Annotated in this window: 15 protein-coding genes; 6 read left to right on the top strand and 9 right to left on the bottom strand. The window is 32.1% G+C overall.

What is annotated here, in order from left to right:
• Window positions 1-77: 77 nt before the first annotated feature.
• Entirely contained in the window at window positions 78-764 is a 687-nt protein-coding gene (locus BSF41_RS19235) for a hypothetical protein (RefSeq protein WP_095931126.1), read from the bottom strand.
• Between the two features lie 164 nt (window positions 765-928).
• Here BSF41_RS19235 and BSF41_RS19230 point away from each other — a divergent pair, with 164 nt between their 5' ends.
• Genes BSF41_RS19230 through BSF41_RS19215 form a run of 4 tightly spaced genes read left to right on the top strand, consistent with a single transcriptional unit; the run spans window position 929 to window position 3815 of the window.
• On the top strand, window positions 929-1483 hold the full coding sequence (locus tag BSF41_RS19230) for an RNA polymerase sigma factor (RefSeq protein ID WP_095931238.1): 555 nt from the start codon (window positions 929-931) through the stop codon (window positions 1481-1483).
• 14 nt (window positions 1484-1497) lie between these two features.
• Window positions 1498-2031, top strand: coding sequence for an anti-sigma factor (locus tag BSF41_RS19225; RefSeq protein ID WP_095931125.1), 534 nt, complete (start codon window positions 1498-1500; stop codon window positions 2029-2031).
• Window positions 2015-3073: a hypothetical protein gene (locus BSF41_RS19220; protein ID WP_095931124.1), complete on the top strand. Its 1059-nt coding sequence runs from the start codon at window positions 2015-2017 to the stop codon at window positions 3071-3073. The genes BSF41_RS19225 and BSF41_RS19220 overlap by 17 nt, the downstream gene beginning before the upstream one ends.
• 19 nt (window positions 3074-3092) lie before the next feature.
• Window positions 3093-3815 carry a head GIN domain-containing protein gene (locus tag BSF41_RS19215; protein ID WP_095931123.1) on the top strand — a complete coding sequence of 241 codons (723 nt, stop codon included), beginning with the start codon at window positions 3093-3095 and terminating at the stop codon, window positions 3813-3815.
• A gap of 90 nt (window positions 3816-3905) precedes the next feature.
• Here the strand turns inward: BSF41_RS19215 and BSF41_RS19210 are convergent, their stop codons facing one another.
• The 6 genes from BSF41_RS19210 to BSF41_RS19185 all read right to left on the bottom strand — a co-directional run bounded on the left by BSF41_RS19210 (window position 3906) and on the right by BSF41_RS19185 (window position 13576).
• Window positions 3906-5231, bottom strand: coding sequence for an MFS transporter (locus BSF41_RS19210; RefSeq protein WP_095931122.1), 1326 nt, complete (start codon window positions 5229-5231; stop codon window positions 3906-3908).
• A 168-nt stretch (window positions 5232-5399) separates the two neighbouring features.
• Complete coding sequence (locus tag BSF41_RS19205; RefSeq protein WP_095931121.1) at window positions 5400-6209, bottom strand: M48 family metallopeptidase; 810 nt, start codon at window positions 6207-6209, stop codon at window positions 5400-5402.
• A gap of 83 nt (window positions 6210-6292) precedes the next feature.
• Window positions 6293-8692 carry a glycoside hydrolase family 31 protein gene (locus tag BSF41_RS19200; RefSeq protein WP_095931120.1) on the bottom strand — a complete coding sequence of 800 codons (2400 nt, stop codon included), beginning with the start codon at window positions 8690-8692 and terminating at the stop codon, window positions 6293-6295.
• A gap of 190 nt (window positions 8693-8882) precedes the next feature.
• Window positions 8883-10787 (bottom strand): 1,4-alpha-glucan branching protein GlgB, encoded by a 1905-nt coding sequence (gene glgB, locus BSF41_RS19195; RefSeq protein WP_095931119.1) that lies wholly within the window; start codon window positions 10785-10787, stop codon window positions 8883-8885.
• Window positions 10788-10878: 91 nt separating this feature from the next.
• The gene (locus BSF41_RS19190; protein ID WP_095931118.1) at window positions 10879-12159 is read right to left on the bottom strand and encodes a glucose-1-phosphate adenylyltransferase; all 1281 of its coding nucleotides are present in this window, start codon (window positions 12157-12159) and stop codon (window positions 10879-10881) included.
• Window positions 12149-13576: a glycogen synthase gene (locus BSF41_RS19185; protein WP_095931237.1), complete on the bottom strand. Its 1428-nt coding sequence runs from the start codon at window positions 13574-13576 to the stop codon at window positions 12149-12151. The genes BSF41_RS19190 and BSF41_RS19185 overlap by 11 nt, the downstream gene beginning before the upstream one ends.
• 115 nt (window positions 13577-13691) lie before the next feature.
• On the opposite strand from BSF41_RS19185, the gene BSF41_RS19180 reads away from it, so the two are divergent.
• Together BSF41_RS19180 and nth are read left to right on the top strand one after the other, a co-directional pair.
• Window positions 13692-14558, top strand: coding sequence for an alpha/beta hydrolase (locus BSF41_RS19180; RefSeq protein ID WP_095931117.1), 867 nt, complete (start codon window positions 13692-13694; stop codon window positions 14556-14558).
• Window positions 14559-14604: 46 nt separating this feature from the next.
• Entirely contained in the window at window positions 14605-15255 is a 651-nt protein-coding gene (gene nth, locus BSF41_RS19175) for an endonuclease III (RefSeq protein ID WP_095931116.1), read from the top strand.
• Here nth and BSF41_RS19170 read toward each other — a convergent pair whose 3' ends face one another.
• Together BSF41_RS19170 and BSF41_RS19165 are read right to left on the bottom strand one after the other, a co-directional pair.
• Complete coding sequence (locus BSF41_RS19170) at window positions 15256-15690, bottom strand: nuclear transport factor 2 family protein (protein ID WP_095931115.1); 435 nt, start codon at window positions 15688-15690, stop codon at window positions 15256-15258.
• A 14-nt stretch (window positions 15691-15704) separates the two neighbouring features.
• A complete protein-coding gene (locus tag BSF41_RS19165) occupies window positions 15705-16157 on the bottom strand; it encodes a DUF1569 domain-containing protein (protein WP_095931114.1) in 453 nt (150 codons plus the stop codon).
• Window positions 16158-16345 lie beyond the last annotated feature (188 nt).

The following is a 16345-nucleotide window of genomic DNA, read 5'->3' as shown; positions in this document are numbered from 1 at the left end:
ATACAATCCATTTTAAAGTTTAGAAAATAAAAAAACCCGAAAAAAAAATTTCGGGTTTCAAACATTTCATTTATCCATTACTTCAAAGAGTAAGAAACGAGTTCTGAAGTAGTGCCAGACGATTCTAATTTCACAATTCCAACATCCTTAGCGATCCAATAAAATGTATCTGATGAAGAACTTTGCCCCTGCGCGCTAGCTTCAATATGCAGTTTAAATTTGATTACATTACTATAGGTTACTTCTTTAACTTTTAAGCTTATTCCTTTTTCTAAAATAGTACCTGTGTAATTTGCATTCATTTTCAAAGAAGGAAAACTTGGTATATTAAAGCTTGTTTCTAGAGAATAAGATCCTTTCCATGTTTGATTTACATCCAGATAATCCTTAAAAAGAATAAATTCATATCCAGTTGATTTTCCCGTTATTCCTTCAGAACTATAATTCACTTCATCAATAACGATGTAATAATCTCCTTTTACTTTTTTAAGCGAAGCGCCTGCTGTTCCAGAAATTTCGTCAGTAGAACCAAATAATTGGTTAAATTTATAATACGTATTTCCATCTTTATTAGATGAACTTTGAATTTTTACTGTGCTTTCAGCGCCATCTTGGCTAAAAACCCATTGATTGCCCACTTTAGAAGGCCAATAATCTCCTGTTGATTCTCCAGCACTTTCGCCAGAATCGTCATTGCTACATGATGTTAACATAAATCCTGTCATAACAAACAGAATTACAAAGCATTTGTTTAGTTTTCTCATTATTGAATTTGTTTTTGGTAGTTAAATTTTATGTGAAATTATAGCAATGAATGTATTATACCTTACGGCATTACGTAAAATCAAAAAATATTTTTTATTTTTTTTATCAAAACTGTAACAAACAAAAAAAAGCCAAGTCTATATTAAAAACCAAAAGCCACTACTTGAATATAAACAACCAAAATATCGAAGAACTAATTGCGCTCTGTAAAAACAATAATCAGAAAGCGCAGTTTGAAATATACAATCGCTATTGTAAAGCGATGTATAACGTGGCTTTTCGTATTGTAAAAGACGAACATTTTGCACAAGACGTCATGCAGGAAGGTTTCTTAAAAGCTTTTACAAAAATCAATGACTATAAACAAGAAGTGGCTTTTGGCGCATGGTTAAAAAAAATAATCATCAATTATAGCATCGATTTTTACAAGAAAAACAACTCTTTTCATATAGAAGATTTAAGTAAACAGCTTTATAAAATCGAAGAAAACGACGGAATTCTTTCTGAAAATATTGACTTAAACGCTCTAAAACTAAAACAGGTTTTGGATACCATTTTGCAGCTGAAAGATAACTACAGAATGGTGCTGACTCTTTTTTACATTGAAGGTTACGATCAAGAAGAAATCTGCGAGATTTTAAACATTACATATGCAAATTGCAGAACAACCTTGAGCAGAGCCAAAGATAGTTTGAGAAAAAAATTGGAAGAAATATAAAATGAATTGGAATTATGAAAAATGAAAAAGACAATTTAGACGACTTATTTAAAAGATTTAAAAACCAATGGGATATTCAGGAATTAAATTCTGATCATCAGGTAGATTTTCTGCAAAAATTAAACAAAAAAGAGCCTAAGAGAAAATACTGGTTCGCAACTGCTATTGCCGCTTCGATTGTATTGATGCTTGGAGTTTCTCTTTTTTATAAAAATGAAAAACCAAAAGAATTCAAATTTGCTTCTAAAGAAACTAAACGTACAGACTCTATTTTCAATATTCTAATCGATAATGAACTGGTTAAGCTAAAAGAGAAAAACTCACCAGAAAATCAGCAGATTATTACTGATGCTATGAATCAGATGAAAACTTTTGACGCTGATTATCAGAAAATCATTAACGAACTGCAAAAAAATGGTGAGAACAAACAAATTATTTATGCGATGATTAGCAATCTTCAAACGCGTATTTCTTTTTTACAAACCGTTTTGAAAAGAATTGAAGACAACGAAAAATTAAAAAACAACTCTAATGAAAAAACACTATAACTTACTAATCTTATTTCTTTTGATTCCTTTCTTAGGTTTTTCAAATGATGACGCTTTTGTTACCAAACAAAAAAACATTAAAAAGACCTATATCGTTAATTCTAATGCCGGAATCGATGTTGACAACAAATACGGAAGCATCACTGTAACCACTTGGGATGAAGATAAAATTGATCTGGATATTACTATAAAAGTAAATGGCCCAAATGAAAATTGGGTAAACGAACGATTAAACAGTATTGATGTTGATATCACGGCGCTTAAAGGTCTAGTTTCTGCCGTAACCAAACTAGGAAGCTCTAATCTTAAAAGCAAGGGAAGTAATAACAGTTTTGAAATCAATTACGTGATTAAAATTCCTAAAAACGGATCAATTAAACTCGTTAATAAATACGGTAATATTTCGGTTCCAAATGCTGAAGCTTCTACAGATATTGACTGCAAATATGGAAAAGTGGCTTTAGGAAAACTAAACGGATCTAGTAATCAAATCTCGATTCAATACTGCCAAAATTCAAGCATAGAGTACATAAAAACCGGAAATATTGATGCTCGATATTCGAATCTTAAAATTAATGATTCTGGAAATTTAAATCTAAGCGCAAATTATACAGATGTTAATCTTAATGATGGCCAGAACATTAAAGCAGATTGCAACTATGGAACCCTTAAATTTCAGAAAATCAATTCCTTGAGTGGTTCAGGAAATTATTTAACTTTTGTTATTGGCGAAATTTCCAGTAACTTTAGCTACGATACCAATTACAGTAAAATCAGTATCGGGACTGTAACTGAAAAAGCGGGGAACATTAGCATAAACTCAGGATATACAGATATTTCAATTGGTTACGTACCCAATTATGCATTCGATTTTGATATTTCTGCAAGATATTCAAACATTAAACATGATAATTCTTTAGAGATTTCTGTCTCTGAGGTTAAAAGTAACAGTAAAAGAATTGCTGGCTATTACAAGAAAAAAGGTCAAAATAAAATCAATATCAATTCGAACTACGGAAATATTTCCCTAACTAAAAATTAATCATCTAAAAATCAAAACAATGAAAAAGTCAATTTTACTTACAGCATTAAGCCTACTTTTTATGGCAATAAATTCTAACGCACAAACAAAAATAAGCGGAAACGGTACTGTCACTACCGAAACAAGAACAACTGGAGACTATGATGGCATAAGAATCTCAGGATTTTTTGATGTAGATTTAGTATCAGGAAAAGAAGGAAAAATTATTCTTAAAGGAGAAGAAAATTTATTGTCTAAAATTAAAGTGGAAGTTGAAGGAAATGAATTGAAAGTATATGTTGAGAGAGGAGTACAACTTCGTACCAGTATGGGCAAAAAGATACAAGTAACAGTTCCTTTCGAAAAAATATCGGCAGTTACATTATCTGGGTCTGGAGATGTTAAAAGTAAAAACAAAATCAATAGTGATAGTTTTTCTGCAAAACTTTCAGGATCAGGAAATTTTGATTTAGATGTAGATTCTAGAAATTTTGATTTGGCGCTAAGCGGTTCGGGCGATATTGTTTTAAAAGGGAAAGCAGATTCTTTTACAAGCAAAATATCGGGATCAGGAAACGTTAATGCTTCAAATTTAAAATCACAAACTGTAGATGTTACTGTTTCAGGTTCTGGAAATAGCGTCGTAACTTGTGAAAGTAGTATTACTGGAAGAGTTTCTGGTTCTGGAAATATTAAGTACCTAGGAAATCCAGAGAAAAGAGATGTAAAAGTTTCTGGTTCTGGAAAAATTTATAAAGGTTAATTATTTAAATAAAAATATCGCAAATTACAAAACTATCATCAATCAATAATTAATTGCAATTTGCGATATTGTGTTATAAAGACGTTTCGATTAATTTGAAACGTCTTTTTTATGTACTCTTCTCAATAAAAATATGGATGTAGCAAAAAATACGGCCAAAATTACAATTGCAGCACGAGGGCTTCCTGTAATTTGGTCGATAATTCCGTAAACGCACATTCCGATTACAATTCCGATTTTTTCTGCAACATCATAGAAACTAAAAAATGAGGCTGTATCTTGTGTATCAGGCAGTAATTTTGAATAAGTCGAACGAGATAATGCTTGAATTCCGCCCATTACAAATCCGGCAACTGTCGCCATTACATAAAAATGTGTTGGCAAAGTAATAAAATAGGCAAGTGCACAAAATACTGCCCAAATTACATTGATAAATATTAAAGTAGGTACGTTTCCAAATTTCTCTGAAGCTCTAGAGGTCAAAACAGCTCCAACAACAGCTACTAATTGAATGATTAAAATACAAACAATTAAACCTATTGTACTTTGCTCTTTGGTTTCCCACTGAATTTCTTGCGCACCAAAATAGGTTGCTACAAGCATTACCGTTTGTACAGCCATACTAGAAACAAAGAAACCTCCTAAATATCGTTTCAAAGGAATATTCTCTTGCAATAGTGTCCAAACCTTTTTTAATTCTTTAAAGCCATTAAATACTACAGATTTTGTTAGTTTCTGACCCGATTCTTTACTTCCTTTTGGTAAATAATAGTAAGTGTATTGGCTAAATAAGATCCACCATACTCCTACCATTATAAAAGAATAACGCATTGCCTTCATTGCTGCTTCGCCATCAGTTCCTGAAATTCCAAAAACCTTAGGCTTCATAATCATCGCTAAATTGATGATTAATAAAATAACACTTCCAATATACCCTAACGAATATCCTTTGGCACTAATTCTGTCTTGCTGTTCTTCAAATGCAATATCTGGAAGATAGGAATTGTAGAAAACTAAACTTCCCCAATAGCCAAGCAATCCAAGGAAATAAAATAATAATCCGACATAAATATTATCCAAATCAAACCAGTATAATCCCATACAAGACAAAGCTCCTACGTAACAAAAAAACTTCATAAATGATTTCTTGTTTCCAACATAATCAGCAATTCCAGATAATAATGGTGAAATAAACGAAACCACCATAAAAGCAAATGCCGTAATAAAACTAATTAATGCTGAGTTTTTAAGATGCATTCCGAAAACATCAATATAATGATCTCTGTCGCTGAATAATGCTTCGTAAAAAATTGGAAAAACTGCAGATGCAATAGTCAAGGTATAAACTGAATTTGCCCAGTCATAAAACGCCCAAGCATTTAAAAGCTTCTTATCTCCTTTTTGTAGGTTTTTCATAGAAATGGTTTTGTAAATAGGCTACGAATTTATCTATTTTTTATGATAATCAAACGGAAATTGTTGAAATCATACATTATTAAATTATAAACTTTACTAAATAAAAAAAGCCATTCGGAAACGAGTGGCTTAAAAGAATATTTTGTGTACTTATTGTGTACTTAAAATCTATTTTATAGTTCCAACTTTCAATGCAATTGCTTTAGCTTCTGGAATTAAAGCTTTAATATTAGCAATTCTTGTTGCATCAGAAGGGTGTGTACTCATAAATTCAGGTGCAGATGCCCCACCAGATTTGGCAGCCATTCTACTCCAGAAAGCGACAGCATCATCTGGATTGTAACCAGCAATTGCCATTAAAGTCAAACCAATTTTGTCGGCTTCACTTTCGTTACTTCTACTAAATGGAAGCATTACTCCTACTTCAGAACCAATTCCGTATGCTTGTGCAAATATTTGCTGTGTTGCTTCAGATTTTCCGCTAGTTGCTGCTCCTAAAGCTGCTCCTCCTATTTGCTGTAATTGAGCGGCAGACATTCTTTGCGCTCCATGATTTGCCAAAGCATGAGAAACTTCGTGCCCCATTACAGTTGCCAAACCAGCTTCATTTTGCGTAACTGGCAAAATTCCAGAATAAACTACAATTTTACCACCAGGAAGACACCATGCATTTACTTCTTTGTTATCAACCAGTTTATACTCCCATCGATAATCTTTTAAGTATTGTGTCTGACCTAAATAATTTAGATATTTTTCTGCAGCTGCTTTAATTTTATATCCCACATTTTCTACAAGTCTAGCATCTGCTGTTCCAGTAATAACCTTATTTTCTGTTAAAAACTGGTTATACTGCTGAAAAGAAGAAGGGAATAATTCGCTATTTGAAACAAAATTCAAGTTTTGTTTCCCAGTAATTGGATTTGTTGCACAAGCCATTACAAGTGCTCCAAAAATCCCTAAAAACATATATTTTTTCATAATTCGAGCTATTTTCTAACAAAAATACAATTAAAAAAAATAAAATATTTTACATATTAAATCAAAAAAATATCAAAATTTAACTATTCGCCCACTATATGAAGTTCATTAAACTCTTTATCAATTAGTAAGAAATTATTTTGCTCGAAATTAATTTTATCAAACTCGATCTTTTCGTTATCAATTTCGATTTCTGCAACTTTAAAAGGCAATCCAATAAGATTGATTTTATATTTGGTGTAAGGAGTTATATATTTTCCCTCTTTGTGAAGCTGAATAATAAGTTCTTTTTCTTTTCCAATATTTCGCAATGACAAATAACTGTAGCGTCCTTTTTTATAATCGTAACCATCTTGAGCATCTTCATAAACCGCTGACTGCTCTTTACCGTTTTTGTAATAAACATCAAGTGTTAATTCATCAAATTCTAATTCGCCTACATATTGCTGAACTGGGTATTTTGGAATAATAGCACCCGCTTTTACAAACACTGGAATCTCATCAAATTTTGTATCAATCCAGATCTCTTTACCGCCTATAAACAATTCGTTTGTCCAATAGTTATACCATTCTCCTCTAGGAATATACATACGTCTACCTACAGCATTAGGTTCAAGTATAGGACACACTAAGATCTGATTTCCAAAGATGAATTCGTCGTTGCGATAATGTGTCTGTGTATCGTCTTGGTCATAATAAACTAAAGGTTTTAACATCGGAACTCCTTCTTCAATATATTGCCAAAACATGGTATATAAATAAGGTAATAATTGATAACGAAGGCTCACAAATTTTCTGGTAATATTAATTACTTCTTCATCAAAAGCCCATGGCTCTTGATTTCCGTGATCTCCAGAAGAATGTGTTCTGCAAAAAGGATGAAAAACCCCCAATTGAATCCAGCGTGCGTAAAGCTCGCCTGTAGGTTGTTCTGCAAAACCTCCAATATCAGAACCTGTAAATCCCATTCCTGAAATAGATAATCTCTGAACTTGAATATTTGCAATCCACAAATGCTCCCAAGTTGCTACATTATCACCTGTCCATGACGATGTATAACGCTGTGCTCCCGCATAAGCCGATCTTGTTATTACAAAAGGACGCTTTGGATACGCAAATCGTTTTACTCCATGGTAAGTTGCTCTTGCCATTTGTGTTCCGTAGATATTATGCGCTTTTCTATGACTACAAGGATTTCCATCATAAATATGGCGAACATCCATTGGAAAAGTTTTATTCGGAACCTCCATAACTGCCGGTTCATTCATATCATTCCAAACTCCTTTTACACCAATATCTGCAATTAATTCTTTAAATAATCCAGCCCACCATTCCCTAACTAAGGGATTTGTATAATCTGGAAAGTTACATTCTCCTGGCCAAACTTTTCCTTTCATATAAGGTCCATCTGCCCTTTTGCAGAAATAATCTTTTTCTAAAGCTTCTTTATAAACCCAATAATCTTTATCAATTTTAATTCCTGGATCAATAATAACTATGGTTTTAAAACCATCTTCTGCCAATTCAGAAACCATTCTTTTGGGATCTGGAAAATAGTTTTTATTCCAAGTAAAACATCTAAAACCATCCATATAATCTATATCCAGATAAATGGCGTCACAAGGAATTTGAAGTTCCCTAAATTTTGATGTAATTTCTTTGACTTTACTTTCGGGATAATAACTCCATTTACATTGATGATATCCTAAAACCCAAAGCGGTGGCAATTCTGGCTTACCTGTTAAGTCGGTATAAGTTGTAACAACATCCTGCATTTGAGGACCATAAACAAAATAGTAATTCATTTCTCCACCTTCAGCCCAGAAACTAGTCACATTTCTTCTCTCTTGACAAAAATCAAAAAAGGTTCTGAAAGTATTATCGAAAAATATACCGTAAGATTGTTTATTATGAAGACCAATATAAAATGGAACCACTTTATACAAAGGTTCTTGATCTTTTTGATAAGCATATTGATCTGTGGCAAAATTCTCTACTCTTTTGCCTTTCAGATTCATTTGAGTGGCCTTATCGCCTAAACCATAATAACATTCACCGTCTTTAGCATATTTACTCATTTTTACGATATTCCCGCCATATTCATAGCTTTCTTCCCAATGAAAACCAAGTTCATCTTCAAGGATAAGAAAATTATTTAAATCGTAAATTGAAAGACGAAGATCTGCTTTCTGTATTTTACATTTTACTTTACTAGTTCTAATCTGAAAGTATGTTTCTTCTTCTGTAACCTCCAAAAAGTTATAGCCATGAAGCTGAGTTTTATCAATGGCATAAGAAAAATCATTGCTGAAATAGCCTTTTGTAGTAAAACGAAATCGGATTAAACTATCACGAAGAATAGTTACTTTTAAAATTACTTTGTTATCCGTATTAAAGAAAATAGAATCTCCTTCATGTTCATAAGAGACAATTTTTGATGGATATAAATCGCCTTTGTATTCTAATGATGTGTTTGTAATCATATCTCCAATGAATTAATTTAACATTTTCCTTCTACTCAAACATACAAAAAAAGTTCGTAACGCTCTATGAATAAAAGGTTTATTCACGAAAACGTTTTTTCTGAATGAGCTTCAAATTACCAAACAAAAAATCAACAATTTGATAATTTTGAAACGATATAATGACAAAATCTTATTTCAAGATTTTTACTTAATTTAAAGTATATACGGCAACACTCAAAGGAGGCAAAATCAATTCTACAGAAAAATCTCGGCCATCATACGAAATTGATTCTATTTTTAATGGTTTAGTACTTTCTATACCGCTTCCTCCATATATTTTGGCATCAGTATTAAAAATCTCTTTTAAATTGCCTTTTTTAGGAATACCAATTCTATAATTTTCGCGAACGACTTGAGTAAAATTGCAGACAACAATCACATTTTCATCTGGATTATTTCCTTTTCTAATATAAGATAAAATAGCATTTTGATGATCTGAATAATTAATCCATTCAAAACCATCTCCTCTAAATTGTTTTTCGTATAATGCTGGCTGTGATTTGTACAATTGATTTAAATCGGTAATCAAACTTTTTATTCCAGAATGAAAATCATACTGAAGCAAATGCCAATCTAAACTTTGTTCAAAATTCCACTCACTTGTCTGACCAAACTCAGCTCCCATAAACAAAAGTTTTGTTCCTGGATGCGTAAACATATACCCGTACAATAATCTCAAATTTGCAAAGCGCTGCCATTCGTCGCCAGGCATTTTATAAATAAGAGAATTTTTACCATATACTACTTCGTCATGAGAAAATGGAAGCATGAAATTTTCAGTAAAAGCATATGTCATCGAAAAAGTCAATTCATTCTGATGGTATTTTCTATAAACGGTTTCTTTTTGAAAATACTTTAAAGTGTCATGCATCCAACCCATCATCCATTTCATTCCAAAACCTAAACCTCCAACAGATGTTGGTCTTGAAACCATAGGAAATGAAGTGCTCTCTTCAGCAATAGTTTGAATACCATTAAAATTAGAATAGATTACTTCATTAAATTCTTTAAGAAAGCTAATAGAATCCAGATTTTCCCTTCCGCCATAAATATTGGCTTCCCATTCGCCATCCTTTCGAGAATAATCGAGATATAACATCGAAGCTACAGCGTCAACACGAAGTCCGTCGATATGATAATTTTGAAGCCAAAAAACAGCATTACTTATTAAAAAAGCTCGAACTTCATTTCTACCATAATTAAAAACTAAACTTTTCCAATCTGGGTGATATCCTTTTCTTCGATCTGGATGTTCGTATAAATGAGAACCGTCAAAATACCCTAAACCATGTGCATCATCAGGAAAATGTGACGGAACCCAGTCTAAAATCACTCCAATTCCCTCTTGATGCAATCGATCAACCAGAACCATAAAATCTTGTGGTTTTCCAAAACGGGAAGTTGGTGCAAAATACCCTGTAAGCTGATAACCCCAAGAAGGGTCATAAGGATATTCCATAATTGGCATAAACTCAACATGCGTAAAACCAGTTTCTTTTATATATTTTACCAAATCATCGGCAAATTCAAGATAAGTCAAAAAACGATTATGTTCTCCTCGTCTCCAAGACCCCAAATGCACTTCGTAAACCGAATAGGGTTTATCCAAAGCATTATAATCCTGACGATTTTGCATCCAATTATCATCTTTCCATTTATAATCCAGATCCCAAACTACAGATGCAGTATGAGGCGGTTTTTCGCAATAACGCGCAAACGGATCGGCCTTTTCGGTAATTACGCCATTTATACTAGATTGAATCTTGTATTTGTAAAACGCCCCTTTTGAAATATCAGGAATAAATCCTTCCCAGATTCCAGAAGAATCCCAGCGGACGTTTAAAACATGTTCGCCCTGCGTCCAATAATTAAAATCTCCAACAACTGAAACAGAATGAGCCGTAGGAGCCCAAACAGCAAAATAAACACCTTTTACTCCATCTACTTCAATTAAATGAGCTCCAAGTTTTTCATATAATCTGAAGTGTTTTCCCGCTTTGAATAAATCTATGTCAAAGTCAGTAAAAAGAGAATGTGGGATTACTTTAGTCATATGGTTGGTTTAAGAGATAATTGTTATCGAATTTGGAATTTGGGATTTTAAAAATTGGAATTTGGAATATTTATATTGGAATTTTCAGTCTTTATTCAATTCTAAAATTGTCTGCAAGTGTGACTCCTTTTTTGACTACGACAATTCCGTCTTTAATGCTGTACAATTCGTTAGTAAAATTATCTAAATGTTTACCTCCGCTAATATGAACATTGTTTCCAATACGCACATTTTTATCAACCAAAGCATTTTTAATAAAGCAGTTTTCGCCTATTCCAACATGTATTTTATTGATGCTGCTTTCGTGGTTCAATTCTTCTAGATCTTGATAAAAATCGTTCCCCATAACGTAACAATTCTCCAAAACAGTTCCTTCACCAATTCGAGAACGAATTCCTATAACCGAACTTTTAATCTCTTTGGCATTAATAATACATCCCTCAGAAATTAAAGATTGGTTGATTATTGAGTTTCTAAATTTAGACGGAGGCAATAATCTTGGTCTAGTGAAAATTTTATTTTCGTTATCGAATAAATTAAATTCTGGAATATCTGCTGTTAAGCCAATATTAGCTTCAAAAAATGATTCTATATTCCCGATATCTGTCCAATAACCTTCATATTGATAACTTAATATTTTATGTTTTCCAACCGATTGCGGAATAATTTCTTTACCAAAATCTTTTGTTTCTTGGTCAGCCATTAGCTCCTGTAGCAAAGATTTATTAAAAATATAAATTCCCATTGAGGCAAGGTATTTTTTACCTTTTTCCTGCATTTGTTCGCTCACCTCCGATTCCCATTCAGGCAATAGCGATGGATGTGGTTTTTCAATAAAAGCTTCAATAACACTTTCGTGATTGGTCTTTAAAATTCCAAATTCGGGAGCGTCTTTAGCATTTACAGGCAACGTTGCAATAGAGATTTCTGCATCAGCCGCAATATGTGCTTCAAGCATTTCGTTAAAATCCATTTGATATAATTGATCCCCCGAAAGAATTAAAGCATGGTCAAAATCATGTTTCAAGAAATGTGACATACATTGTCTTACAGCATCTGCTGTTCCTTGAAACCAGGTTGGATTGTCTGGAGTCTGTTCTGCCGCCAAAATATCTACAAAGGACTGACTTAAAATACTAAAATTAAAAGTGTTTTTAATGTGAGCATTTAGAGAGGCGGAGTTAAATTGCGTCAAAACAAATATTTTAAAAATATCAGAATTGATACAATTAGAAATCGGAATGTCGACCAAACGATATTTTCCACCAATGGGAACTGCAGGTTTCGATCTTGTTTCTGTTAATGGAAATAAACGTGAACCTTGTCCACCTCCTAAAATAATGGCAACTACATTTTTCTTTTTAAATTTCATTTTGCTGAATTATTAAGTTGTATATTTCGATATATTCTTGGCAAACTCTTTCCCAGGAATGATCTGCTGACATTCCTCTTTTTAAAACTTCATTGAAATTTATTTTATCCTCATACAACCTAACAGCACGATTTATTGAATAGCATATGTCGGCTACAGAAGCCTGATCATGACAAATGCCATTTCCTTCATCTCCAAAATCAACAACCGTATCTCTTAACCCTCCAGTTCTTCTAACAATCGGAATAGTTCCGTAACGCATCGCATACATCTGATTTAATCCACAAGGTTCTACCCTAGAAGGCATTAAAATATAATCTGAACCTGCATACATCAAATGCGCTAAATCTTCATTATAACCTATAAAAACATTGTAATTTCCTTTGTAATCATTTCGCAACTGAGTTAACTGCGTTTCAATCTCTGCATTTCCTGAACCTAAAATCAAGATGTTAATTTCCTCAAAATTTTCAGATAAAGCCAAAGCAGCAGCAAGCGGAAGCAAATCACCTCCTTTTTCTTCAAACAATCGGCCAATAAAGCTAAATAATGGCTTTGATGGATCTAGCTCAAATTGTTCGCACAGTTTCTCTTTATTCTTTCTTTTTCCAGCTTCAAAATCTTCAATAGAATAATTCTCCTGAATCATTTGATCTTTCATCGGATTCCAAACTTCAATATCAATTCCATTTAAAATTCCTTTAGATTTATTTCTAACAGAATTAAATAAAGATTCTAAACCATTTGCTGAAATATTAATTTCATTTAAATAGCTTGGAGATACTGTAGTTACGGCATTGGCGCATTTAATGGCAACTGCTAAAGAGTTGATAGAATTGCTCCATTCTAAAAAACCAACATGTCTCAAATCAAATTTTGGCAGATAATATAATTTATCAAAACCAAACCAGCCTTGATATAAGCCATTATGAATCGTTATAAGTGTTTTTACATTTTTTAAACTTTCATATTTATAAGAAAACTGAAGTAAAAATGGAATAATGCCTGTATGATGATCATGACAATTAATAACATCTGGCGTTTTATTCCGTGCTATAATCCAATCCAATGTGGCAATCTGAAAAGATAAAAATCTTTCGATATCATCTTCGTAACCATAAATATTCGGACGATTAAATAATTCATTAATCTCTATTAGATATAATTCAAAACCTAACTTATCTGTTTTTTCTTTTAGTACACTAAACGGAAAACTAAAATTTCCTAATTCAATTGTACCCCAATGAACACATTCAAAATCATTTTCCTTTTTAAACTTCGTGTCATAACAAGGAATTACAACTCTAACAGAATGGCCAGCAGCTTGTTGATATTTTGGCAATGCACCCACTACATCGCCTAATCCGCCAACCTTTGCTACAGGATAACATTCTGCGCTAATATGAAATATTTCCATTTCAGAAATTAATTTAGGATTATCATAAGAAGCAATCATTTATATACTACTTTTATGTTTTTTAAATTTAGCAAAAAAACAAGCAAAATCCTTCTTTTAAATAAGTTTTATTGAAATGGCAAAAAAGGCAATTAATCCTACTAAATCATTAAAAATTCCTAAGATTATTATAATATCTGCGAAAATTTGTGCTTTTATATCCACAAAATTAGTTACAAAATTTGCTGCAAAGATTTTTACAACTCCTATCAAGCATAAAGTTCCAAAAAGAGAATTAGAAATGGATGCTAAAAGCATTCAAGAATTAATCTATGTCCCTTCAATTGATAAAAGTATTGTTACATATGCATACGGGCAAAGTGAACGCAAAGTTTTATTGGTACATGGCTGGTCTGGAAGAGGAACGCAACTCTTTAAAATTGCTGATGAACTTTTGAACAAAGGCTATTCAACAGTTAGTTTTGACGCTCCTGCACATGGAAAATCAAAAGGAAAAACAACAATAATGTCAGAGTTTATAGCCTCTATATTAGAAATAGAAAAACAATTTGGCCCTTTTGAAATTGCAATTGGTCATTCTTTAGGCGGAATGTCAGTTCTAAATGCAATTAAAGATGGATTTAAAGTAGAAAAAGCTGTAATTATAGGAAGTGGTGATATTATCCAAGATATTTTAGATGAATTCACTTCTAAACTGGGTTTGCGAAAAGAAATTAGCAATCATTTGAGAGATTCTTTTGAAAGTAAATACCAAGTAATAATGGATGATTTTTCAGCCTATCGAGCAGCTCAAAAAATCAATATTCCTGTTTTGGTTATACATGATAATGATGATCCCGAGGTATCTGTAAAAGCGGGAAAGCATATTTATGAAAATCTTAAAAATGGATCTTTATTTTTAACCGACGGATTAGGCCACAGGAAAATACTTGGAAATCAAAATGTTATCAAAAAAATTCTAGAATTCATTAAAATCAATTAACTTTATAGATAACTATTTAAATATCAACATTAAAGAGAATTAGAAAATGGATTTATTTGGAGAAACATTAGATTGGGAAACTAAATTAAAACCAATTTTAAAAAAGTATAAAAACAAAAAACATCCACTAGATTACCAAAATCCATATCAGTTATTAGTGATGGTTGTTTTGTCTGCTCAAGATTCTGATGCCAATATCAACTCAATTGCACCAGCTTTATTTGAAAAATTCCCAACGCTAAAAAGTCTATCAAAAACCGATTTAGAAACTTTTTTGCCTTATATCACTAAAGTTCGAAATCACGGAACTAAAGCACAATGGCTTTTGGATATTGCAAAAACCATAAAAGAGGATAACAATATTCCTTTAACCATGTCAGGATTAACTGCATTGAAAGGTATTGGAAGAAAATCTGCAAACGTGATTTTAAGAGAAACTGGCCAGCCAGCTGAAGGAATTATTGCGGACTTACATGTAATAAGAGTTGCGCCAAGAATTGGAATAATTAAAGAATCTAAAGATGGTAATAAAGTAGAAAAAGATTTAATGCAGGCTTTACCGAAAAATATTTGGTCAGAAATAGGAATGGCAATTTCATTTCTAGGTCGCGAAATCTGCAGACCTAAACCTAAATGCCCTGAATGTCTTTTAACTGATATTTGCTTATACTACAATACCGAAATCCTTAAAAATTAATTATTTTCTTCTTGTATCAATCAAATAGATTATCTTCCAGGACTCTTTTTCTTTAAATAAAGTAAAAGCATTTACACCAGAATGGCTTAATTTATCATTTAAATAAAATTCATATGGTGCCCAAACATGCGCCATTGTTCCATCAATCTGAATAGTATAACTCAATATTTTTTCTTGGAATTTCATGTTTGAAGGAATAGATGCAATAGACTTATAAAACTCTTTTGCACTTTCATCAGATAATTTATTTCCTTTGGCAGTGCTTTCGCTAATAGACTGCAATATCATTTTATCCGAACAAACCAATTTGATCTTTGTTGAATCTCTCTGATGAAATCCTTCAAAAAAAGATTCAATGCATTTTTGAACTTCTTGCTTTTGAGCATTAGAAGATAATCCTAAAAGAAGAAAAAGCATAAGGGTATAAATTCTCATAGCTATAAAATTATTTAAACACCAAATTGAGATAAATGGTGATCCAAATGTTTTGCAAACATATTATTCCACTCTTTAGAAGACAACTTACCAAAAGAAAGAGATTCTTTTCCTTCAAACTCTTTTTCGCCTAATTCTTGCGTTTTTTGAATATAGGAAATTAGTCTGCTTTTTTCTAGCTCAAAATCACAATTTCCTTTAATAATAAATTGCGGAGCTGTACCAAGGCTTCTTGGATAAGGAGTTTCACTTACCACTTTATTTTTAGCCAATAGCTTTAACAGAAGTTTTATGAAAGCATTTGGTTTCGAATGGATATTATCATAAACCATTTCGTATGTAACGTTACAATGAGCCAGCATTTGATCGACAGACATTTTTCCCCAAAGCGGTAGAGAATCTGTTTTAAGCTCATTAATTCTAGTAACAAATTGATCACAATCTTCTTTAAGAAAAACATTTTGCATAGCTGAAAATGAGATTTACAGTTAAATATAGAAGTAAAAATATAAAATTTCTGATTAAAACGGATCAAGAACAAATCTTGGGGAGGAATGTCAAAATAAAATAAGAGATTTGTACTCTAAGAATTTAAGATGGATCCTATAGAGCTTTTAAAATTTATGCTTCCTGATTTTTTAGTCGACCACTTTGA

Source organism: Flavobacterium sp. ACN2 (assembly GCF_002303885.1).
Taxonomy (GTDB): Bacteria; Bacteroidota; Bacteroidia; order Flavobacteriales; family Flavobacteriaceae; genus Flavobacterium.
The sequence above is the reverse complement of the archived record's forward strand: the minus strand, read 5'-3'. Positions and strand labels throughout refer to the sequence as shown.